20 protein-coding genes are annotated in these 20,579 nt (G+C 67.4%); 16 read left to right on the forward strand and 4 right to left on the reverse strand.

Annotated elements, in window-relative coordinates; all coding sequences use genetic code 11:
- Window positions 1-9: 9 nt before the first annotated feature.
- The 10 genes from pyk to ROZ00_10950 all read left to right on the forward strand — a co-directional run bounded on the left by pyk (window position 10) and on the right by ROZ00_10950 (window position 9,039).
- On the forward strand, window positions 10-1,461 hold the full coding sequence (gene pyk, locus ROZ00_10905; protein ID MDT3736726.1) for a pyruvate kinase: 1,452 nt from the start codon (window positions 10-12) through the stop codon (window positions 1,459-1,461).
- A 32-nt stretch (window positions 1,462-1,493) separates the two neighbouring features.
- The gene (gene fba, locus ROZ00_10910) at window positions 1,494-2,558 is read left to right on the forward strand and encodes a class II fructose-bisphosphate aldolase (GenBank protein MDT3736727.1); all 1,065 of its coding nucleotides are present in this window, start codon (window positions 1,494-1,496) and stop codon (window positions 2,556-2,558) included.
- 60 nt (window positions 2,559-2,618) lie between these two features.
- Window positions 2,619-3,062 (forward strand): phosphate-starvation-inducible PsiE family protein, encoded by a 444-nt coding sequence (locus ROZ00_10915; GenBank protein MDT3736728.1) that lies wholly within the window; start codon window positions 2,619-2,621, stop codon window positions 3,060-3,062.
- Window positions 3,049-3,786 (forward strand): HAD family hydrolase, encoded by a 738-nt coding sequence (locus tag ROZ00_10920; GenBank protein MDT3736729.1) that lies wholly within the window; start codon window positions 3,049-3,051, stop codon window positions 3,784-3,786. Before ROZ00_10915 ends, ROZ00_10920 begins: the two co-directional genes overlap by 14 nt.
- Window positions 3,787-3,815: 29 nt before the next feature.
- Window positions 3,816-4,712, forward strand: a complete 897-nt coding sequence (locus ROZ00_10925; protein MDT3736730.1) for a phosphoribosylaminoimidazolesuccinocarboxamide synthase — start codon at window positions 3,816-3,818, stop codon at window positions 4,710-4,712.
- A 57-nt stretch (window positions 4,713-4,769) separates the two neighbouring features.
- On the forward strand, window positions 4,770-6,824 hold the full coding sequence (locus ROZ00_10930) for a M3 family metallopeptidase (GenBank protein ID MDT3736731.1): 2,055 nt from the start codon (window positions 4,770-4,772) through the stop codon (window positions 6,822-6,824).
- A gap of 20 nt (window positions 6,825-6,844) precedes the next feature.
- A complete protein-coding gene (locus tag ROZ00_10935) occupies window positions 6,845-7,357 on the forward strand; it encodes a glutaredoxin family protein (GenBank protein MDT3736732.1) in 513 nt (170 codons plus the stop codon).
- Entirely contained in the window at window positions 7,354-8,118 is a 765-nt protein-coding gene (gene xth, locus ROZ00_10940) for an exodeoxyribonuclease III (protein MDT3736733.1), read from the forward strand. The genes ROZ00_10935 and xth overlap by 4 nt, the downstream gene beginning before the upstream one ends.
- On the forward strand, window positions 8,115-8,774 hold the full coding sequence (locus tag ROZ00_10945) for a Crp/Fnr family transcriptional regulator (protein MDT3736734.1): 660 nt from the start codon (window positions 8,115-8,117) through the stop codon (window positions 8,772-8,774). Before xth ends, ROZ00_10945 begins: the two co-directional genes overlap by 4 nt.
- A 73-nt stretch (window positions 8,775-8,847) precedes the next feature.
- Window positions 8,848-9,039, forward strand: coding sequence for a DUF2892 domain-containing protein (locus ROZ00_10950; protein MDT3736735.1), 192 nt, complete (start codon window positions 8,848-8,850; stop codon window positions 9,037-9,039).
- Here the strand turns inward: ROZ00_10950 and rsmA are convergent.
- The 4 genes from rsmA to ROZ00_10970 are packed head-to-tail and all read right to left on the reverse strand — an operon-like array spanning window position 9,011 to window position 14,469.
- Window positions 9,011-9,814: a 16S rRNA (adenine(1518)-N(6)/adenine(1519)-N(6))-dimethyltransferase RsmA gene (gene rsmA / locus ROZ00_10955; protein ID MDT3736736.1), complete on the reverse strand. Its 804-nt coding sequence runs from the start codon at window positions 9,812-9,814 to the stop codon at window positions 9,011-9,013. The genes ROZ00_10950 and rsmA overlap by 29 nt on opposite strands.
- Before the next feature lie 26 nt (window positions 9,815-9,840).
- On the reverse strand, window positions 9,841-10,779 hold the full coding sequence (gene pdxA / locus ROZ00_10960) for a 4-hydroxythreonine-4-phosphate dehydrogenase PdxA (protein ID MDT3736737.1): 939 nt from the start codon (window positions 10,777-10,779) through the stop codon (window positions 9,841-9,843).
- Window positions 10,780-10,800: 21 nt separating this feature from the next.
- A complete protein-coding gene (locus ROZ00_10965; protein MDT3736738.1) occupies window positions 10,801-12,117 on the reverse strand; it encodes a peptidylprolyl isomerase in 1,317 nt (438 codons plus the stop codon).
- 21 nt (window positions 12,118-12,138) lie between these two features.
- Window positions 12,139-14,469 (reverse strand): LPS-assembly protein LptD, encoded by a 2,331-nt coding sequence (locus ROZ00_10970; GenBank protein ID MDT3736739.1) that lies wholly within the window; start codon window positions 14,467-14,469, stop codon window positions 12,139-12,141.
- Between the two features lie 559 nt (window positions 14,470-15,028).
- On the opposite strand from ROZ00_10970, the gene ROZ00_10975 reads away from it, so the two are divergent.
- The 6 genes from ROZ00_10975 (at window position 15,029) to ROZ00_11000 (ending at window position 20,544) form a co-directional block, all read left to right on the forward strand.
- Window positions 15,029-16,024 (forward strand): phosphotransferase, encoded by a 996-nt coding sequence (locus ROZ00_10975; GenBank protein MDT3736740.1) that lies wholly within the window; start codon window positions 15,029-15,031, stop codon window positions 16,022-16,024.
- A complete protein-coding gene (locus ROZ00_10980) occupies window positions 16,024-16,707 on the forward strand; it encodes a nucleotidyltransferase family protein (GenBank protein MDT3736741.1) in 684 nt (227 codons plus the stop codon). Before ROZ00_10975 ends, ROZ00_10980 begins: the two co-directional genes overlap by 1 nt.
- Window positions 16,708-16,743: 36 nt before the next feature.
- Entirely contained in the window at window positions 16,744-18,042 is a 1,299-nt protein-coding gene (pepP, locus tag ROZ00_10985; GenBank protein ID MDT3736742.1) for a Xaa-Pro aminopeptidase, read from the forward strand.
- The gene (locus ROZ00_10990; protein ID MDT3736743.1) at window positions 18,042-19,178 is read left to right on the forward strand and encodes an FAD-dependent monooxygenase; all 1,137 of its coding nucleotides are present in this window, start codon (window positions 18,042-18,044) and stop codon (window positions 19,176-19,178) included. The genes pepP and ROZ00_10990 overlap by 1 nt, the downstream gene beginning before the upstream one ends.
- A gap of 110 nt (window positions 19,179-19,288) precedes the next feature.
- A complete protein-coding gene (gene dusB, locus ROZ00_10995) occupies window positions 19,289-20,296 on the forward strand; it encodes a tRNA dihydrouridine synthase DusB (protein ID MDT3736744.1) in 1,008 nt (335 codons plus the stop codon).
- Entirely contained in the window at window positions 20,293-20,544 is a 252-nt protein-coding gene (locus ROZ00_11000) for a Fis family transcriptional regulator (GenBank protein MDT3736745.1), read from the forward strand. Before dusB ends, ROZ00_11000 begins: the two co-directional genes overlap by 4 nt.
- Window positions 20,545-20,579 lie beyond the last annotated feature (35 nt).

A 20,579-nucleotide genomic window follows, 5' to 3' on the forward strand; every position in this document is an offset into this window, starting at 1 on the left:
CCCCCGGCGATGCAACGCTCGACGAAGATCGTCGCCACCCTCGGACCGGCCTCCTCCGAAACCGGCGTCCTCACCCGCATGATCCAGGCGGGCGTGGACGTCGTCCGACTGAACTTCTCGCACGGCACGCACGACGACCACCGCAGGCGCGTCGAGCTCGTCCGCGACTGCGTGCGCAAGGTCGGCCGCACGGTCGGCGTCATGGTGGACCTGCAGGGGCCGAAGATCCGCGTCGGCAAGTTCGCCGAGGGCAAGGTCGAGCTCGCCAACGGCGCCCCCTTCATCCTCGACGCGACCTGCAAGCTGGGCGACGCCACCCGCGTCGGCCTCGACTATCCCGAGCTGGTGGGCGATGTCGAGCCGGGCGCCGTGCTGCTGCTCGACGACGGCCGCCTCGTGCTCGACGTGGAAGCCATCCGCGGCCGCGAAATCCATTGCCGCGTGCGCGTCGGCGGCACCCTGTCCAACAACAAAGGCATCAACCGTCAGGGCGGCGGCCTCTCGGCCCCCGCCCTCACCGACAAGGACCGCGATGACATCAAGCTGGCGGCGGAATTCCATGCCGACTATGTCGCCGTGTCCTTTCCGAAATCCGGCGCCGACATCCGCCAGGCGCGCGAGTTGCTCGCCGCCGCCGGCTCCGATGCGCTGATCATAGCGAAAATCGAGCGCGTGGAGGCCATCGCCGCGCTGGAGGAGATCCTCGAGGCCGCCGACGCCATCATGGTGGCGCGCGGCGATCTCGCCGTCGAAGTCGGCGACGCCGCCGTGCCGGCGCTGCAGAAACGCATGATCCGCGTGGCGCGCGAGCACAACAAGGTCGCCATCACCGCCACCCAGATGATGGAATCTATGATCTCCAGCCCGGTGCCGACGCGCGCCGAGGTCTCCGACGTCGCCAACGCCGTGCTCGACGGCACCGACGCCGTCATGCTCTCGGCGGAGACGGCAGCCGGCAAGTATCCGGTGGAGACCATCGAGGCCATGGCGCGCATCTGCGTCGAGGCGGAGAAATCCGAGGAGATCACCCTCGACCGGCATTTCCTCGACCGGGTGTTCACGCGCATCGACCAGTCGATCGCCATGGCCGCCCTGTTCACCGCCTTCCACCTCAAGGTGAAGGCCATCGCCGCGCTGACCCAGTCCGGCTCGACGGCGCTGTGGATGTCGCGCATCAACTGCGGCGTGCCGATATACGCCCTGACGCCGGAGATCCGCAGCCGCTACCGCATGAGCCTGTACCGCGACGTCTTCCCGCTGCTGATGCGCTACGTCGGCCACGACCGCGAGGAGGCGCTGCGCGAAGCCGAGGAAGAACTCATCCGCGCCGGCGCCGTGCAGCCCGGCGACACCATCGTGCTCACCGTCGGCGAACCGATCGGCACGCCGGGCGGCACCAACACCATGAAGATCGTGCGCGTCGGCGAGCACAGCTACTCGACCGGGCGCAGCAGCCTGTAAGCCTTCCCATTCCAAATCAAGGAGACCACGCCATGCCACTCGTATCGATGCGCCAACTGCTGGACCACGCCGCGGAAAACGGCTACGGCCTGCCCGCCTTCAACGTCAATAACCTGGAACAGGTGCGTGCCATCATGGAGGCCGCCGACGAGACCGGCAGCCCGGTGATCATGCAGGGCTCGGCCGGCGCGCGCAAATACGCCGGCGAGGCCTTCCTGCGCCACCTGATCGAGGCGGCCATCGAGGCCTATCCGCACATCCCCGTGGTGATGCACCAGGACCACGGCCAGTCGCCGGCGGTGTGCATGGCGGCGATCCGCTCCGGTTTCTCCAGCGTCATGATGGACGGCTCGCTGATGGAGGACGGCAAGACGCCCGCCTCCTACGAGTACAACGTCGAGACCTCGCGCAAGGTGGTCGACTTCGCCCACGCCATCGGCGTCACCGTCGAGGCCGAGCTCGGCGTGCTCGGCTCGCTCGAGACCATGAAGGCGGACAAGGAAGACGGCCACGGCGCCGAGGGCACCATGAAGCGCGAGGACCTGCTCACCGACCCGGACCAGGCCGCCGACTTCGTGCAGAAGACCCAGTGCGACGCGCTGGCCATCGCCATCGGCACCTCGCACGGCGCCTACAAGTTCACGCGCAAGCCGACCGGCGACATCCTCGCCATCGACCGCATCAAGGAGATCCACGCCCGCATCCCCAACACCCACCTGGTGATGCACGGCTCCAGCAGCGTGCCGCAGGAGTGGCTGGAGATCATCCGCAAGTACGGCGGCCAGATGAAGGAGACCTACGGCGTGCCGGTCGAGGAGATCGTCACCGGCATCAAGCACGGCGTGCGCAAGGTGAACATCGACACCGACATCCGCCTCGCCATGACCGGCGCCATGCGCCGCCACATGGCCGAGAAGCCCGCCGAGTTCGACCCGCGCAAGTTCCTCGCCGACGCGCAGAAGGCCGCCAAGGAAATCTGCAAGGCGCGCTACGAGGCCTTCGGCTGCGCCGGCCAGGCCGCCAAGATCAAGCCGGTCTCGCTGGAGAAGATGGCCGAGCGCTACCGGAAAGGCGAGCTGAACCAGGTCGTCAAGTAAGCACCGTTCCGGTACGATGCGGGAGCCGCCCAGAGCGGCTCCCGCCGTTTGGAGACTACCATGGACATCCGCTCCCACACCCTCGACCGCATCCGCAAATTCTTCAGCGGCGGCCTCGACATCGTCGAACTCGCCGGCCTGCTGATCATCGCCTTCGCCACCACCGTGGCGATCTGGCAGGAGGCGGCGGTGATGATCGAGGCGCGCAAGGTCACCCTGGCCGACCTGCTGCTGATGTTCCTCTACCTCGAAGTGCTGGCGATGATCGGCCAGTACTTCCGTTCCGGCCACATCCCGGTGCGCTATCCGCTCTACATCGCCATGGTGGCCCTGGCGCGCTACCTGATCCTCGACATCAAGGAGCTCACCGAGCTGCGCGTGATGGCGACGGCGGGCGCCATCCTGCTGCTCACCCTCGCCGTGCTGGCCATCCGCTACGGCCACGTCAAGTTTCCCTATCGCGAGGACCAGGCGAGCAAGGACCGCCCCTATGTCCGCGAATAGCGCCGTGCTGCAGGCACTGATTTTCGACGTCGATGGGACACTGGCAGACACCGAGCGCGACGGCCATCGCCCCGCCTTCAACGCCGCCTTCCGCGAGGCCGGCCTCGACTGGCACTGGGACGAGGCGCTCTACGGCGAATTGCTGGCCGTCACCGGCGGCAAGGAGCGCATCGCCCATTTCGTCGCCCGCCACCGGCCCGACTTCGCCAATCTGCCGGACTACGCCGAGCGCGTGGCGGCGCTGCACAGGGCGAAGACGCGGCACTACACGCAACTGGCCGCATCCGGCGCCATTCCGCTGCGGCCGGGCGTGGCGCGCCTGCTCCGTGAAGCCCGCGCGGCCAGCCTGCGCCTGGCCGTCGCCACCACCACCACGCCGGAGAATGTCTCCGCCCTGCTGGTGCCGACCCTCGGCCCGCAGGCCATGGCCTGGTTCGAGGTGATCGGCGCCGGAGACGTGGTGCCGGCCAAGAAGCCGTCGCCGGACATCTACCTGTGGGTGCTAGAGCGGCTCGGTCTGCCCGCCGCCGCCTGCCTGGCCTTCGAGGATTCGGAGAACGGCCTGAAGGCCTCCCTCGGCGCCGGACTGGCGACAATCGTCACCCCCTGCGATTACACACGGGGCCAGGATTTCGGCGGCGCCGCGGCCGTTCTGGACAGCCTGGAAGGGCTGGCAATCCCCGATCTGCGGGCATGGTTGTCCGGCGCCGCCGCGTCCGTATAATTGCGCCTTTCCGTCACCCCTCCACCCCCATGAGCCAGACCGTCTACGAATCCCGCATCGCCAGCCTGCCCCTCATCGCCCGCGGCAAGGTGCGCGACATCTACGCCGTCGGCGAGCAGCAGATGCTGATCGTCACCACCGACCGTCTGTCGGCCTTCGACGTCATCCTGCCCGACCCGATCCCGGACAAGGGCCGCGTGCTGACGGCGGTGTCCAGCTTCTGGTTCGAGCGCCTCGCCCACATCGTGCCCAACCACCTCACCGGCATCGACCCGGAGTCGGTGGTGCAGGGCGAGGACGAGCGCGCCCAGGTGCGCGGCCGCTCCGTCGTCGTGAAGCGCCTGAAGCCCCTGCCGGTCGAGGCGGTGGTGCGCGGCTACATCATCGGCAGCGGCTGGAAGGACTACCAGAAGACCGGCGCCGTCTGCGGCATCCCGCTGCCGGCCGGCCTGAAGATGGCGCAGAAGCTGCCGCAGCCGCTGTTCACGCCGTCGACCAAGGCCGAGCAGGGCGCCCACGACGAGAACATCGACTTCGCCACCGTGGAAAAGATTCTCGGCAAGGCGCTCGCCGAGCAGGTGCGCGACGTCACCCTGCGCTTCTACGGCGAGGCCTCAGACTACGCGCTGACGCGCGGCATCATCATCGCCGACACCAAGTTCGAGTTCGGCCTCGACGCATCCGGCCGCCTCCACCTCATCGACGAGGCGCTGACGCCCGACTCCTCGCGCTTCTGGCCCGCCGACGAATACAAGGAGGGCATCAGCCCGCCCAGCTTCGACAAGCAGATCGTGCGCGACTACCTGGAGACCTTGGACTGGAACAAACAGGCGCCGGGGCCGAAGCTGCCGCCGGAGATCATCGCCAAGACGACCGCCAAGTACCGCGAGGCCTACGAGCGGCTGACCGGCCGCAAGCTTGATTGATCGCTCCCCGACCCCAACTATAAAGGGCGCGATCCGCGCCCTTTGCGTTTAAAGACCATGACGACAACCAACCCTTTGCTCGACTTCTCCGGCCTGCCGCGCTTCGACGCGGTGCGGCCCGAACACGTCACGCCCGCCATAGCCGAGCTGCTCGCCGGGAACCGCGCCCTGCTGGCGCGCCTGGAGACGGCGCCGGCCACCTGGGCGGACTTCGCCGCGCCCTTCTTCGACGCCAGCGAGCGCCTGTCGCGCGCCTGGGGCATCGTCGGCCACCTGCATTCGGTGATGGACGTGCCGGAATGGCGCGAGGCCTACAACGCCAACCTGCCGGAAGTGACGCGCTTCTTCGCCGAGCTGGGGCAGAACCAGCACCTCTTCGCCCAGTTCAAGGCGCTCAGGGCCAGTCCAGGCTACGCACAGCTCTCAGACGCGCAGCGCCGCATCGTCGAGCACGAGATCCGCGACTTCCGCCTCTCCGGCGCCGAACTGCCGGAGGATGTCAAACCGCGCTTCCAGGCCATCCAGGAGGAGCTGGCCAGCCTGCAGGCGAAGTTCTCCGAGAACCTGCTCGACGCCACCAACGCCTTCGCCGAGATCGTCACGGACGAAGCGGATCTGGCCGGCATCCCCGCCGATGTCGTCGAGGCGGCGCGCGCCGCGGCGGAGAAAGATGGCGTGAAAGGCTGGAAGTTCACCCTGCACATGCCTTCCTACCTGCCGGTGATGCAGTACGCCGAGTCGCGGCGGCTGCGCGAGGCGCTCTACCGCGCCTACGCCACCCGCGCCGCCGAATTCCACGACCTTTACGGCAAGCCGGAGTGGGACAACATGCCGCTGATCCGCCGCATCCTCGCACTGCGCGCCGAGGAAGCCGGCCACCTCGGCTATTCGAACTTCGCCGAGGTCTCACTGGTGCCGAAGATGGCCGAGTCGCCCGCCGACGTGCTGGCCTTCCTGCGCGAACTGGCCGTCAAGTCGAAACCTTCTGCCTTGCGCGACATGGCCGAGCTGCGCGCATTCGCCGCGTCGCAGGGACTGACTTCTCTCGAGCCGTGGGACATCGGCTGGGCCTCCGAGAAGCTCAAGCAGGAACGCTACAGCTTCTCCGACGAGGAGGTGCGCCAGTACTTCCCCGAGCACAAGGTGCTGGAGGGCCTGTTCCGCGTCATCGAGACGCTGTTCGGCGTGCGCCTCAAGCCGGACACGGCGTCCGCTTGGCACGAGGACGTGCGCTTCTTCCGCATCGAGGATGCCGGGGGCGGTCTGGTCGGCCAGTTCTACCTCGACCTCTACGCGCGCGAGACCAAGCGCGGCGGCGCCTGGATGGACGACGCGGTCACGCGCCGCCTGACCGAAGCGGGAATCCAGACCCCGGTGGCGTACCTGAACTGCAACTTCTCGCGCCCAGTAGGGAACAAGCCGGCGCTGTTCACCCACGACGAAGTGATCACGCTCTTCCACGAGACCGGCCACGGCCTGCACCACCTGCTCACCCGCGTCGAGGAGCTCGGCGTCTCCGGCATCAACGGCGTCGAGTGGGACGCCGTCGAACTGCCCAGCCAGTTCATGGAGAACTTCTGCTGGGAATGGGAAGTGCTTTCGGGGATGACTGCGCATGTCGATACCGGCGCGCCGCTCCCGCGCGCGCTCTTCGACCGCATGACCGCGGCGAAGAACTTCCAGGGCGGCATGCAGATCGTGCGCCAGCTCGAGTTCAGCCTGTTCGATCTCCTGCTGCACAGCGATTTCGAGCCGGCCGGCCAGAAAAGCGTGCTCGACCTGATCGATGAAGTGCGCCAGGAGGTGGCGGTGGTCTTCCCGCCGCCCTGGCACCGCTTCCCCAACAGCTTCTCGCACATCTTCGCCGGCGGCTACGCGGCGGGCTACTACAGCTACAAGTGGGCCGAAGTTCTCTCCGCCGACGCCTTCGCCGCCTTCGAGGAGGAGCGCCTGAACGGCAGCGTGCTCAATCCGGCCACCGGCGCCCGCTTCCGCGACGAGATCCTCGCCGTCGGCGGCAGCCGCCCGGCGCTGGAGTCCTTCAAAGCCTTCCGCGGCCGCCCGCCCAGCGTCGATGCCCTGCTGCGGCACAGTGGTATGATTCTGGCGTAATCGGTAACGGGAGGCGTGCCATGAAGATTGCCCCGATCTGTTTGCTCTCGCTGGCTGTGCTTGCGTCGAGCGCCGACGCCCAGACGATGTATCGCTGGGTGGACAAGGAAGGCAAGGTGCATTATTCCGACCAGCCGCCGCCGAAGGAGATCAAGAAGGTCGAGCGGCCGCGCCTGGGCAACTCCACCATCGAAACCAGCGGCCTGTCCTACGAGGCCCAGAAAGCCGCGCGGGATTTCCCGGTGACGATCTACACCACGCCGGATTGCGCAGCGGAGTGCAAGATGGCCAGGGACTATTTGGCCAAGCGCGGCATCCCCTACAGCGAGAAGTCGCTTACCAGCAACGATGAGATCGTGGCTTTCAGGGACCAGTTCAAGGTGGACAACGTCTTCGTGCCGGCCATCACCGTCGGTTCCCAGCAGCGCCAGGGCTTCGAGGAAACGGCATGGAGCGGCATGCTGGACACCGCCGGCTATCCGCGCAGCGCCATTCCCGGAAGCGTCACGCGCCCCGCGCCCGCGGCGCAATGAAGCTCGCCACCTGGAACGTCAACTCCCTCAAGGTCCGCCTGCCGCAACTGCTGGAGTGGCTCGCTGCCCGCCAGCCCGACGTCGTCTGCCTGCAGGAGACCAAGCTCGAGGACAAGGCCTTCCCGCGCATGGAACTCGAGGCGGCCGGCTATCAGGCCGCCTTCGCCGGCCAGAAGACCTACAACGGCGTCGCCATCCTGTCGCGCCTGCCGCTCAGCGACGTGACGGTCGGCATTCCCGGTTTCGCCGACGCGCAGCAGCGGCTCATCGCCGCGACAGCCGACGGCGTGCGCGTAATCTGCGGCTACTTCCCCAACGGCCAGAGCGTCGGCTCGGACAAGTTCGCCTACAAGCTGAGATGGCTCGAGGCGCTGACGGCCTGGCTTCACGAGGAGCTGACGCGCCACCCGCGCCTGGCGCTGCTCGGCGACTACAACATCGCCCCCGAGGAAAGCGACGTGCATGACCCCAAGGCCTGGGAAGGCCAGGTGCTGTTCTCCGGGCCGGAGCGCGCCGCCTTCCGTGCCCTGCTCGGGCTCGGCCTGAAGGACGCCTTCCGCCTCTTCGCGCAGCCGGAGAAGATCTACACCTGGTGGGATTACCGCATGATGGCCTTCCGCCGCAACATGGGCCTGCGCATCGACCACATCCTGCTGTCGGACATGCTCGCCGGCGACTGCACGGCCTGCACGGTGGACAAGGAGGCGCGCAAGGCCGAGCGGCCTTCCGATCACGCCCCGGTCATCGCGGAACTGAAATGAGCGTGGCCCTGCCGCAACTCGAGGCACAGTACCCCGTCCTGGCGGAATTGCCGCAGAAGCTGCGCGAGGCCGTCGCCGGCGCCGCCCAGGCCATGACCGTGCCGGCCGGTGCCACGCTGTTCGACGAGCGCCAGCCCTGCCAGGGATTCCCCTTCGTCCTCGCCGGCGCCATCCGCGTGGCGAAGGTCGCCGCCAACGGCCGCGAATTGCCGCTCTACCGCGTCACGCCGGGCGAGACCTGCATCATCACGTCGAGCTGCCTGCTCGGCAGCGTGCCCTATAACGCGCGCGGAACGACGGAAAGCGAGACGGTGCTGGTGCTGCTGCCCCAAGGCATGTTCATCGACCTGCTGGCCCAGGCACCCTTTCGCAACTTCATCTTCAATCTTTTCGCCGAGCGCATGGCCGACCTGATGCGGCTGGTCGAGGAGGTCGCCTTCCGCAAGCTCGACCAACGGCTCGCCGCGCTGCTGCTGGGCAAGGGCCGCATCGTGCACGCCACCCATCAGCAGCTGGCCGACGAGCTCGGCAGCGTGCGCGAAATGATCAGCCGCCTGCTGAAGGGATTCGCCGAGCAGGGCCTGGTCGCCCTGGGCCGCGAGCAGATCGAGATTCGCGATGCCGCCGGCCTGCGGCGCCTTGCCGAAACTGTGTGATCTTGGTTACAGACGCCGTGCCACGCGCGGGCGTCTAATGGCGCTGCAATCCCAATCCCAACAGGAGGCAAGAATGAAAAGCAACGTCGGCGGCATTGACCGCACGCTTCGCATCGTGGTCGGCCTGGCGCTCGTCGCCTGGGCCGTGATGGGCGGCCCGGTCTGGGCCTGGATCGGCGTGCTGCCGATCGCCACGGGGGCGCTCGGCTGGTGCCCGGCCTATCTGCCCTTCGGCCTCAGCACCTGCTCGACGAAGAAGCAGTAGCCCCGCTTTCGGCAAGGCGGTTGGCGATGCGTACGTAATCGCCGACCGCCAGTTCCTCCGCGCGCCGCATCGGATCGATGCCGAGCGCGGCCCAGTCTCCCTCCCGCAGGCGTTCCCGCAGCGTATTGCGCAGCATCTTTCGCCGCTGCGCAAAGGCTGACTTTACGATTTCTTCCAGCAAGGCTTCATCGTTCGCAGCCAATGCCTCGCGCGAACGCGGGACCATGCGCACCACCGCCGATTCGACCTTGGGCGCCGGTTTGAAGGCGCCGGGCGGCACCAGGAACAGCCGCTCCATCTCGAAGCGGTATTGCAGCATCACCGACAGGCGTCCATATTCAGACCCGCCCGGCGGCGCCACCATGCGATCGACCACTTCCCGCTGCAGCATGAAGTGCATGTCGCGCACACGCTCCGCGCAGGCAGCAAGATGGAACAGCAAGGGCGTGGAGATGTTGTAGGGCAGGTTGCCGACCACGCGCAGATCGGGGCCGAGGCCCGTGAAGTCGAATTGCAACGCATCGCCCTCGTGAATCGTCAGGCGTTCAGGCGGAAAACGTTCGCGCAGCCGGGCAATCAGGTCGCGGTCGATCTCGACGACGTGCAGATGATCCAGGCGCGCCAGCAGCGGCTCGGTCAGGGCACCGAGGCCCGGGCCGATCTCGACGAGGGTGTCGCCCGCATGCGGATGGATCGCCTCGACGATCTTGGCGACGATCCCCGGGGATACGAGAAAGTTTTGTCCGAAGCGCTTGCGCGCAACATGGGGCTTCATCCCACGGGACTTTGCACTTCCTTCGGTCATCGACGCCGGGCCAGATCGACCGCCAGATCCAGCGCCGCAAACAGACTGCGCGGATCCGCCGTACCGGTGCCGGCCAGATCGAGTGCGGTGCCATGGTCGACCGAAGTGCGGATGATGGGCAGGCCCAGCGTGATGTTGATGCCGTCCTCGAAGGCGGCGTACTTCAGCACCGCCAGTCCCTGGTCGTGGTACATGGCAAGCTGCGCATCCGAACCGGCCAGCACGCCGCGCGTAAACAGCGTGTCGGCCGGCAGCGGGCCGACGAGGTCCATGCCCTCGCCGCGCAGCTTCTCCAGCACCGGGGCGATCACCTCGATCTCCTCGCGGCCCATGTGGCCGCCCTCGCCGGCATGCGGATTCAGGCCGGCAACGAGGATGCGCGGCCGCGCGATGCCGAACTTGCCGACCAGGTCGGCGTGCAGGATGCGGAGGGTCGTTTCCAGTTCCGGCCGCGTAATGGCGCCAGGAACGTCCTTCAGCGGCAGATGCGTCGTCGCCAGCGCAACACGCAGTCCTGCGCCGGCCAGCATCATGACGACCCGGTCGGTGCCGGTCTTCTCGGCCAGATACTCGGTATGGCCGGTGAAAGGGATGCCCGCTTCGTTGATCACCCCCTTGTGCACCGGGGCCGTCACCATGGCGGCAAATTCGCCTGACCGGCATCCCGAGAGGGCGCGATCGAGCATTTCCAGCACGTAGGCGGCATTGCCGATGTCGAGGCGGCCGGGTTGCACCGGCCGGCGCAACGGGATATGGAGGACGTCAAGGCCGTCGAGGGCTTTTCCCAGATGCGCGGCACGCTCGGCCATCATCTGGCGGTCGCCGAGCACGACGATGCGCGCGGCGGCCACGCGTCCGGCCAGTTCGAGGCAGATGTCCGGACCGATGCCGGCCGGCTCGCCGCTGGTCACGGCAACGACGGGAAGGCGTTCCATGCCGCTCGCGCTCCGACGGACCTACCGGTTGTCTTCCAGCCGGTATTCGACGTAAGCCCTATCGCGCATCTGGCGCAACCAGTCCTGATAGGCTTCGTCCGCCTTGCGTTCGCGCAAGGCCATGCGCGCGCTCTGGCGCACCCGCTCCTGGGAGACATCCATGCGGCGCTCCAGCACCTGGATCAGATGCCAGCCGAAGGGGGATTGCACCGGCTCGCCGACTTCGCCCGGCTTCAGGCTGTTCATGGCCTTCTCGAAATCCGGCACCGTGTCGCCCTGGTTGAGCCAGCCGAGGTCGCCGCCCTTCGCCGCAGAAAGATCGTTCGAGTGAAGCCGGGCCAGTTCGGCGAAATCGGCGCCATGCGTGATGCGCTCCTTGAGCGCCGCCAGACGCCGCCTGGCATCCGCCTCTGACACCAGCTCACTGGTCTTGATCAGGATATGGCGCGCACGCGTCTGTTCCACCGGTTGCGCCTTGATGGCGCCGCCGCGGCGATCCAGCAGCTTGAGGATGTGATACCCGGCCGGGCTTCTCAGAACATCTGACACTTCGCCCGGCTTCAGCTTCGGCACCACCTCGGCGAACAGGGTCGGCAAACGCTCGAGCGGGCGCCAGCCCATCACGCCACCGGAGAGGCCATCGGGCGCATCGGAATTGCTCGCCGCCAACTGGGCAAAATCGGCACCGCGCCTGAGCTGGGCAACGATGTCCTCGGCGCGGGCCTGCAGGCGGGCCAGTTGCTCCGGCCTTGCCTGTTCCGGCACACGCAGGAGGATGTGCGCCAGGTTGAATTCCTCATTGCCCATCGCGCCGGCGGTCTCGAGGAAGTTGTCGATTTCGCCCTCCGTGACGACGATCTTGCTGTCGACCTCGCGCTCCCGGAGGCGGCCGATGACGATCTCGTCGCGTATGTCCTCGCGGAATTTGGCCCAGGGAATACCGTCCCGTTCCAGATTGGCCCGAAACTGGGCCAGCCCCATGCGATTGCCCTCCGCAATGCGCACGAGCGTCTGGTCGAGCTGCGCGTCGTCGATGCGCAAGCCGGTTTCCTTGGCGAACTGGAGCTGCACCCGATCGACGATGAGGCGCTCGAGAATGTGCTTTTCGAGGACGTCGCGCGGCGGCATCTGGGTTCCCTGCTGCCTGAGTTGCCGCTCCGTGAACGCGGCGCGGGATTTCAGCTCATGCAGCGTGATCACTTCATCATTGACTACCGCGATGATGCGATCGGCCTCGATCGCCTGCGCCGCACGCCCCTGCGCGAGCGCCCACCCGCCAGGCAGGCAGGCGGCCATGGCGACAAGAACAACACCCGCACGAACCGATTTGCGACTCACCCCGGCACCTTTCCCAATTCGTCAGTCGTAGCCGAACACGGGGTCAGACGGCATCTGGTTGATCCGTCCGTAACCCGGAATTCTCCGTGAAAGCAATTCGAGCGGGTTGGAGCCGATCTTGGAGAAATCGTTCAACTCCAGCTGGACAAACAGGGCCGTGTTGGTGTCCCCCGTGGCGGAGGCATAACGCTGCAGCACGAGGCGGCCCACCCAGCAGCCGCCGTTGTATTCCAGCCCGCCGATCGTCTCGATGATCCTTCTTTCCTTCAGCGAGTAGTTGAACCGGCCGACGCCATACCAGCCGCGCCCCAGCGGCCACTGGCCCGAGAAGTCCACCTGGCGTATCCCTGGCGTACCGCCGCTGAAGGTATGGTCGCGCGTATAGCGATAGCTGGCATTCAGCACCTTGGCAAAGTCCGGCTGCCAGCGACCGCCGACGACGAAGCGCTCGGTCTCGCCGTCGCGCGGATCGTATTGCCAGGCAACATCCGCAAAGGTGCGCGGCATCAGGCGGCCCGACAGCGCCGCGAGGAAATCGGACGTGCCGCCGGGCCGGGCCGATTCTCCCGGCAACGTGACATGCTGCTTGGCGAAGTAATAGCGCTGCCCGACCATGCCGCGGACATATTCCTCGCCGGTCTGCGGGTCGATCAGCCGCGAAGTCAGCGCCGCGGTCAGCTGATTGGCATCGGCGATGCGGTCGACGCCGGAATAGATGTTGTCCGAGAAGATCGTAGCGAAATTGAAGTCGGCCTGACCTGAATCGAAGACGGGAATCTGGTCCTGCGTGCGCTGCGGCACGAGGAGGTAATACAGCCTTGGCTCCAGCGTCTGCGTCAGGCCCTTGCCGAACCAATTCAGGTCGCGCTCGAAAGCGATGCCGGCATCGACACTGAAAACCGGCAGGTTGCGCACGACGCTGTCGGGCCCGACGCTCGAGCGCCGCTCGATGTCATAGCGCGTCGAATGCAGCCCGATCTTCGGCGTAACATACCAGGCCGGCGTCAGCAGCGGCAGCGACAGCTGCGGGTAGAAGGTCAGGCGGCGGGCGGTATCCAGGGTGGGGTGGTCGAAGACCACGTACTCGCCGTTGAACGCAAAAGCCGTGCCGCCGACAAAATCCGGCCGGCTTGCCGTCAGGAGCAATTGCGGCACCCGTTCATAGGGCTTGGATACGGGTGGCAGCGCAGGATCCTGCAGCGTTTGATAGACCTGCATATTGGCCGTTGCCGACCACCAGCCGCCGCCGTAACTCAGGACGCCCTGTCGCAGCAGGTTGCCCTGCGAAGCCTCGGTAATGCGCGTGCTGAGGTCGCGCAGGTAGGTGCCGTCCGAGACGCCGCTGACGTTCACCAGCCCGCTGAAGCCGTGGCCGAGGTTGGGGTGAAGGTGGTAGAGCGTGTAGCCGTAGCGGCTCTTGCCGGCCAAGCGGTCATTCGGCAGCCATTCGACTTGCGCACGGCCCTGGTAGTCGTAATTCAGGTAGCGGAATTCCGTATTGATCTGCAGGCCGCGCTTCGACATCAGCCGGGGCGCGATTGTCGCGTCCATGTTCGGCGCGATGTCCCAGAAGTAGGGCAGCGTAAACTCAAGTCCCGACTTGGAGCTGGTACCAAAGGTCGGCGCGAGGAAACCGGACTTGCGCTTGTTGTTGAGCGAGAAGCTGATCCAGGGGGAGTAGAAAAGGGGGGTGCCCTTGAACACCACCGTGGCATCGCGGCCTTCGCCGACCTCCCGGTCGTAGTCGAGATCGAGTTCCGCCACCCGCGCATACCAGTCGGGGTCTTCCGCCGAACAAGTGCTGTAGGTGGCGTTCGTCATCCGCATGCGGTTCTCACCCTGGAACTCGAGCCGGTCCGCCTTGCCCGAGGCCGTCGTCAGGTTCTGCCCAGCATCCACCACTTCGCCGGCGATGGTGGCGACCGCGGTTTTCTGTTCCTTGTCCCGCGGCAGGAACGAGGGAAGCTTCCGCACCGGCTGGGCCGCCGCACCGAGTGCGGTGGAATAGGCCTGCTTCTGTTCCTTTTTCGGGCGCGTGACGGAATAACTGGGTTGCTCGAAGAAGCCCGTGTTCTCGGACAGATTCAGGCGCAGCTTCGGCCCGGACATGCGATCGGCTTCCTTCGTATAGCGGACGTTGCCCACCGCCTCCATCTCATCCTCGACCTTCCAGTAAGTCAGTTGGTCGGCTGTCAGTGCGGTGGTGGTGCGGCGCAGTTCCGCATCGCCCTGCGCCACGACCTCGTTGTCGTTGCGGCCGTCGATGCGCGAGGCGGCGATGAAGGTGGGGTAGGCGGCGTCCTTGTCAACCTGGAGCGGCGAAATCTGGCCGGTCGGCTTGAGGGCAGGCACCAGACCGGCATCCGCGTATGCGGAATACAGGGGCGGCAATGCAGGCCGCTCATCCACTTGCGGCGGCTGGGCCGCTTGTAGCGGCTCGGGCGGGGTTCGCTCGGGTTCAGCCGCAGTCGCCGCCTTCGGAGCCGGGGCAGGTGCAGCCGGCCTGGCGGCAGGCCTTGCCTCCCTCGCTGCTGCGGCAGGAGGCGCCCTTTCCGTTTCCGGCTTCGCCGGCGCGGTCGCAGCAGCCTCGTGTGCCGGCTGCACTTCAGGAGCGGATACGGGAAGCGGTTTAACCTCGGCGGCGGGCGACTCCACCGGGCGCACGGGCTTGGCCGGCGCAGTACCCGCACCAAGCAAGGCCGGATCGACGCGCAGCAGCGGCAGATTCTCCGCAGCACGCAGGCTGCCGGACAAGCCGAGAGCGAAAACTAGAGCAAGCCGCGCCGAGGCGTGCATTTCAGGGTGTCTTTTCTTATTCGCCGCGACCGTACCGGAGGGAGGCTGCAGCACCAATGGTAGAATTGCATAGTTTATCACCAAGCACGGCTTTCGAAACCTGCGCCAAACGGCCATGCAGCGCCTCGAACTGGTCCATCAATGGCTGGCCGGACTGTTCCCCGGACGGCCGCACTCGATTGCCCCGGCTTCCGCCGACGCCAGCTTTCGTCGCTACTTTCGCGTCACCTTCGACGACGGCTCGAGCCGCATCGTCATGGACGCCCCGCCCGAGCACGAGGACTGCCGGCCGTTCATCCATGTCGCCGGCCTGCTGCGCGGCGCCGGCGTGCATGCGCCAGAAATCCTCGCCCAGGACCTCGATCGCGGCCTGCTCCTGCTGACCGATCTGGGCCACGCCACCTATCTCGACGCGCTCGAAGAATCGAACGCCGACGACCTCTTCCGTGACGCCGTCGACGCCCTCGTCAAATGGCAGCTTGCCAGCCGGCCGAACGAGCTGCCGCCCTACGACGAAGCCCTGCTGCGGCGCGAACTGGCCCTCTTCCCCGACTGGTACGTCACACGCCATCTCGGCGCGCCGCTCACCGCGGCCCAGCAGGATGCGCTCGAAGGCGTGCAAGCCCTGCTGATGCAGAACATCCTCGCCCAGCCTAAGGTGTATGTGCACCGCGACTACATGCCGCGCAACCTGATGGTGTGCGCCGACAACCCCGGCGTGCTCGACTTCCAGGATGCGGTGCATGGCCCGATCACCTACGACGTCGCCTCGCTCTTTCGCGACGCCTTCATCAGCTGGGAGGAGGAGCGCATCCTCGACTGGGCGGTTCGCTATTGGGAGAAGGCGAAGCGCGCCGGCCTGCCGGTGGACGCCGACTTCGGCGCCTTCTACCGCGACATGGAGTGGATGGGCCTGCAGCGCCACCTCAAGGTACTCGGCATCTTCGCCCGCATCAACTATCGCGACGGCAAGCCGAAGTACCTGGCCGACACGCCGCGCTTCCTGCAATACGTGCGCCATGCCGCCACGCGCTACGTCCGGCTCGCGCCGCTGGCGCGCCTCCTCGACGAGCTCGAGCAGCGCGCGCCGCAGGTGGGATACACATTCTGATGAAGGCCATGATCCTCGCCGCCGGACGCGGCGAGCGCATGCGCCCACTCACCGACGCGACGCCGAAACCGCTGCTCATCGCAGGCGGCAAGCCGCTCATCGTCTGGCACATCGAAGCGCTGGTGCGCGCCGGTATCCGCGAGATCGTCATCAACCACGCCCACCTCGGATGCATGATCGAAGCCGCGCTGGGCGACGGCGCCCGCTTCGGCGCAACCATCCGCTACTCGCCGGAGAGCGAAGCGCTGGAGACAGCCGGCGGCATTGCCAACGCGCTGCCGCTCCTCGGCGACGCGCCCTTCGCCGTCATCAACGGCGACATCGCCTGCGACTTCGACTATGCACGGCTGCCTGCGATTGCCCGCGCCATGCCGGACCGCCACCTGCAGGCCCACCTGGTGCTGGCGCCCAATCCGCCGCATCATCCGCAGGGCGACTTCGCCCTGCGCGACAGCAGGGTATTGGCCGAAGGCGAGCCGAAGCTCACTTTTTCCGGCATCGGCCTCTACGACCCGCGGCTCTTCGCCGGCATCGCCCGCGGCGCCAAGGCGAAGCTCGCCCCGCTGCTGCACATGGCGATGGGCGACGGTGCCGTCAGCGGCGAACTGCACAGCGGCCGCTGGATGGACGTCGGCACGCCCGAGCGCCTGTCCGAACTCGACCGGCTCCTCTCGGCGCTATAATTGTTCCAACCTCAACGACCGGTTTCGCCCGTGGACATCCAAGCCTTCGTCGACCGCCGCGCGCGCCTGCTCAAGGCGATGGGTCGCGGCATCGCGGTGGTTCCCACCGCCCCGGAGCGCGTGCGCAACCGCGACTCGAACTACCCCTACCGCCACGACAGCTATTTCTACTATCTCTCCGGCTTTGCGGAACCCGAAGCCTGCGTCGTGCTGGTCGCCGGCGACGAACCGTGCTCCCTGCTCTTCTGCCGCGAGAAGGACCCCGAAAAGGAAATCTGGGATGGCTTCCGCCACGGACCGGAGGCGGCGCGCGAGGCGTTCCGCTTCGACGCCGCCTACCCGATCGGCAGCCTCGACGAGAAACTCGCCGAGCTGCTCGCCGGCCAGCCCGTGCTGCACTACTCGATGGGTCACGATGCCGGCTGGGACAACCGCCTCGTCGCCGCGCTCAACCGCGTGCGCGCCAACGTGCGCAGCGGCGCCCATGCGCCGGCGGAGATCCGCGACGTGCGCGTCGAACTCGACGAGATGCGCCTGCTCAAGGACGCCCAAGAGATCGCCGACATGCGCCGCGCCGCCGCCATCTCCTCGGCCGCGCACCGCCGCGCCATGCGCATCGCCGCGCCCGGCCGCTTCGAATACGAGATCGAGGCGGAACTGATGCACGAGTTCCGCCGCAGCGGCGCCCAGGCGCCGGCCTACTCCCCCATCGTTGCCGGCGGCGCCAACGCCTGCATCCTGCACTACGTCGGCAATAGTCAGCCGCTGCGGGACGGCGACCTGCTGCTCATCGACGCCGGCTGCGAGATCGATTCCTACGCCGCCGACATCACGCGCACCTTTCCGGTGAACGGAAAGTTCTCGCCGGCGCAGCGCGACGTCTACCAGCTCGTGCTCGCCGCCCAGCGCGCGGCGATCGCCGAGATCGCACCGGGCAGGCCCTGGGATGCGCCGCACGAGGCGGCGGTACGCGTGCTGGTGCAGGGCATGCTCGACCTCAAGCTGCTGGCGGGCAGCGTCGACGGCGTCATCGAGTCCGGCGCCTACCGCCGCTTCTACATGCATCGCACCGGCCACTGGCTCGGCATGGACGTGCACGACGCCGGCGAATACAAGGTCGACGGCGAATGGCGACCGCTCGCCCCCGGCATGACGCTCACTGTCGAGCCAGGCTGCTACATCCGTGCCGACGACGACGTGCCGCCGGCCCTGCGGAACATCGGCATCCGCATCGAGGACAATGCGCTCGTCACGGCCGCAGGCTGCGAAATCCTCACCGACGACGCACCGAAAACCGTCGACGACATCGAAGCGCTGATGGCGCAACCAGACTGATGCTTCCCGTCGCCATCGTGGGTGGCGGCCCGGTCGGCCTTGCGCTGGCGCTGGCGCTGCGCCATGCCGGCATCGGTTGCGAAGTGCTCGATGCGCGGCCCGCCGGCGCCCCGCGCGACGACCGCCGCGTGCTCGCCCTCTCGCACGGCTCGCGGCAGATCCTCGAGCGCCTAGGCGCCTGGGCAGCGATCGGCGCAACGCCCATTTCGACCATCCACGTGTCCCAGCAGGGCCGCTTCGGCCGGACGCTGATCGAGGCCGGCGAAGCCGGCGTGCCGGCGCTCGGCTACGTCGCCGAGGCAGGCCGGGTCGCCACGGAGCTCGCCCATTCCTGCGCAGCGGCCGGCGTGGCCATCCGCCACCAGACGCAGGTGAGGGACAGCGACGCGGCTGCGGACCGCGTGCGGCTGCTATGCGCCGCGCCGCAAGGCACGACGGACATCGCCGCGCAGCTGATCGCCTGGGCCGAGGGCGCCGTCGGCGCTGAGCGCGACGTCGTTCGCCGCGACTACGGCCAGCAGGCGATCGTCGCCAGCGTGCAGGCACACGGATCGCCGGCCGGCGTCGCCTACGAACGCTTCACGTCATCCGGCCCCGTCGCCCTGTTGCCGCTGGGCGATCGCCACGCCCTCGTATGGACCGTGCCGTATGCCGCCGCAGCGGCATTGCTGATGATTGAGGAGCGGGCGTTCCTGTCGTGCCTGCGCGAGGCATTCTCAGGGCGGCTCGAGTTCAATGCCGCCGGCAAGCGTTCCGCCTTCCCGCTCGGCCTGCGCTTTCGCGAAACGCCAGTGGGCGCGCGCGCCGTCTGGCTGGGCAATGCCGCGCAGACCCTGCATCCGGTCGCCGGCCAGGGCTTCAATCTCGCCCTGCGCGACGTCATGCAGCTGGCCCGACTGTTGCAGGAAAGTCCAAGCGATTGCGGCAATCCCGAATTGCTGTCACGCCATGCCGCAGCGCGGCAACTCGACCGGCGCGGCGCCATCGGCTTCACCGACGGCCTGGTCCGCCTGTTCGGCCTGCGCGGCGCGATCTCCGGCCATGCACGCGGCGCCGGCCTGCTGGCGCTCGACCTGCTGCCGACGGCGCGCCGCTTCCTGGCGCGGCGCATGATGTACGGCGCCCGCGGCTGGTAGTCGGCGCCGATAAAATCCCGCACTTCCGCCTTCACGACAGTTGATGCCGGCATGCGGCGAATTGGGTTACAATTCGCGCCTTCCCCAGACCCCCGAACGCAGAGCGCCCGATGCTATTCGCCGGCTACACGCTACGCAACAACCTGTTCGTCGCGCCCATGGCCGGGGTCACCGACCGCCCCTTCCGTCAGTTGTGCAAGCGCATGGGCGCCGGGCTCGCCGTCTCGGAGATGGTCACCTCCAACTCGCTGCTGTACGGCAGCGCCAAGACGAAACGCCGCGCCAACCACGAAGGCGAGGTCCAGCCGGTCTCCGTGCAGATCGCCGGCGCCGACCCTGTCATGATGGCGCAGGCCGCCCGTTACAACGTCGACCAGGGCGCGCAGATCATCGACATCAACATGGGCTGCCCGGCGAAGAAGGTCTGCAACGTCATGGCCGGCTCGGCGCTGCTGCAGAACGAGCCGCTGGTCGGCCGCATCCTCGATGCCGTCGTCCGCGCCGTCGACGTCCCCGTCACGCTGAAGATCCGCACCGGCTGGGACAAGGCCCATCGCAACGCGCTGTCGATCCTGAAGATCGCCGAGAGCGCCGGCGTCCGCGCGCTGGCCGTCCACGGCCGCACGCGCGCCTGCGGCTACACCGGCGACGCGGAGTACGAGACCATCGCTGCGGTGAAGGCCGAGGCGCGCATCCCCATCGTCGCCAACGGCGACATCACTTCGCCGGAGAAGGCGAGGCGGGTGCTCGACGCCACCGGCGCCGACGCCGTCATGATCGGCCGGGCCGCCCAGGGCCGGCCGTGGATCTTCCGCGAGATCGAGCACTACCTCGCCACCGGCGAGAAACTGCCGGCGCCGCGCGTCGACGAGATACACCAAGTGCTGCGCGGCCACCTCGCCGAGCTCTACGCCTTCTACGGCGCCGAGACCGGCGTGCGCGTTGCCCGCAAGCACATCTCCTGGTACACCAAGGGGCTGGCGGGATCGGCCCAATTCCGCCATGCCATGAACCAGCTGCCGACGATCGACGCCCAGCTCGCCGCGGTCGACGAATTCTTCCTCGGCCTCGCCGCGCAGAACGATCGTCTCTACTACATCGAGGAGCTCGCAGCATGAGCCGCGCCAGCACCCCCAGCCGCAGCGAAATCGCCGAATGCGTCCGGCGTTCGCTCGACCGCTACTTCAAGGATCTCGACGGCGAAAAGCCCTGCGCCATCTACGACATGGTCCTGCGCAACATAGAGCGGCCGATGCTGGAGGTCGTCATGCGCGAGGCCGACGGCAACCAGACCATCGCCGCCGAGATGCTCGGCATCAACCGCAATACCCTGCGGCGCAAGCTCGTCGAGCACAAGCTTCTGTAGTGAAGAGAATCGCCGCGCGGCGGCATGGCCGCTTC

It is taken from the genome of Denitratisoma sp., assembly GCA_032027165.1.
GTDB lineage: Bacteria > Pseudomonadota > Gammaproteobacteria > Burkholderiales > Rhodocyclaceae > Desulfobacillus.

Bases quoted from the DNA above. Each gene is read 5' to 3' on its own strand.
- ROZ00_10950 (MDT3736735.1), top strand. From the start codon at position 8,848: ATGAAAAGCAACGTCGGCGGCATTGACCGCACGCTTCGCATCGTGGTC.
- ROZ00_11000 (MDT3736745.1), top strand. From the start codon at position 20,293: ATGAGCCGCGCCAGCACCCCCAGCCGCAGCGAAATCGCCGAATGCGTC.
- rsmA (MDT3736736.1), bottom strand. From the start codon at position 9,814: ATGAAGCCCCATGTTGCGCGCAAGCGCTTCGGACAAAACTTTCTCGTA.
- pdxA (MDT3736737.1), bottom strand. From the start codon at position 10,779: ATGGAACGCCTTCCCGTCGTTGCCGTGACCAGCGGCGAGCCGGCCGGC.
- ROZ00_10990 (MDT3736743.1), top strand. From the start codon at position 18,042: ATGCTTCCCGTCGCCATCGTGGGTGGCGGCCCGGTCGGCCTTGCGCTG.
- ROZ00_10930 (MDT3736731.1), top strand. From the start codon at position 4,770: ATGACGACAACCAACCCTTTGCTCGACTTCTCCGGCCTGCCGCGCTTC.
- xth (MDT3736733.1), top strand. From the start codon at position 7,354: ATGAAGCTCGCCACCTGGAACGTCAACTCCCTCAAGGTCCGCCTGCCG.
- ROZ00_10980 (MDT3736741.1), top strand. From the start codon at position 16,024: ATGAAGGCCATGATCCTCGCCGCCGGACGCGGCGAGCGCATGCGCCCA.
- ROZ00_10920 (MDT3736729.1), top strand. From the start codon at position 3,049: ATGTCCGCGAATAGCGCCGTGCTGCAGGCACTGATTTTCGACGTCGAT.
- ROZ00_10925 (MDT3736730.1), top strand. From the start codon at position 3,816: ATGAGCCAGACCGTCTACGAATCCCGCATCGCCAGCCTGCCCCTCATC.
- ROZ00_10975 (MDT3736740.1), top strand. From the start codon at position 15,029: ATGCAGCGCCTCGAACTGGTCCATCAATGGCTGGCCGGACTGTTCCCC.
- fba (MDT3736727.1), top strand. From the start codon at position 1,494: ATGCCACTCGTATCGATGCGCCAACTGCTGGACCACGCCGCGGAAAAC.
- ROZ00_10945 (MDT3736734.1), top strand. From the start codon at position 8,115: ATGAGCGTGGCCCTGCCGCAACTCGAGGCACAGTACCCCGTCCTGGCG.
- ROZ00_10935 (MDT3736732.1), top strand. From the start codon at position 6,845: ATGAAGATTGCCCCGATCTGTTTGCTCTCGCTGGCTGTGCTTGCGTCG.
- pyk (MDT3736726.1), top strand. From the start codon at position 10: ATGCAACGCTCGACGAAGATCGTCGCCACCCTCGGACCGGCCTCCTCC.
- dusB (MDT3736744.1), top strand. From the start codon at position 19,289: ATGCTATTCGCCGGCTACACGCTACGCAACAACCTGTTCGTCGCGCCC.
- ROZ00_10915 (MDT3736728.1), top strand. From the start codon at position 2,619: ATGGACATCCGCTCCCACACCCTCGACCGCATCCGCAAATTCTTCAGC.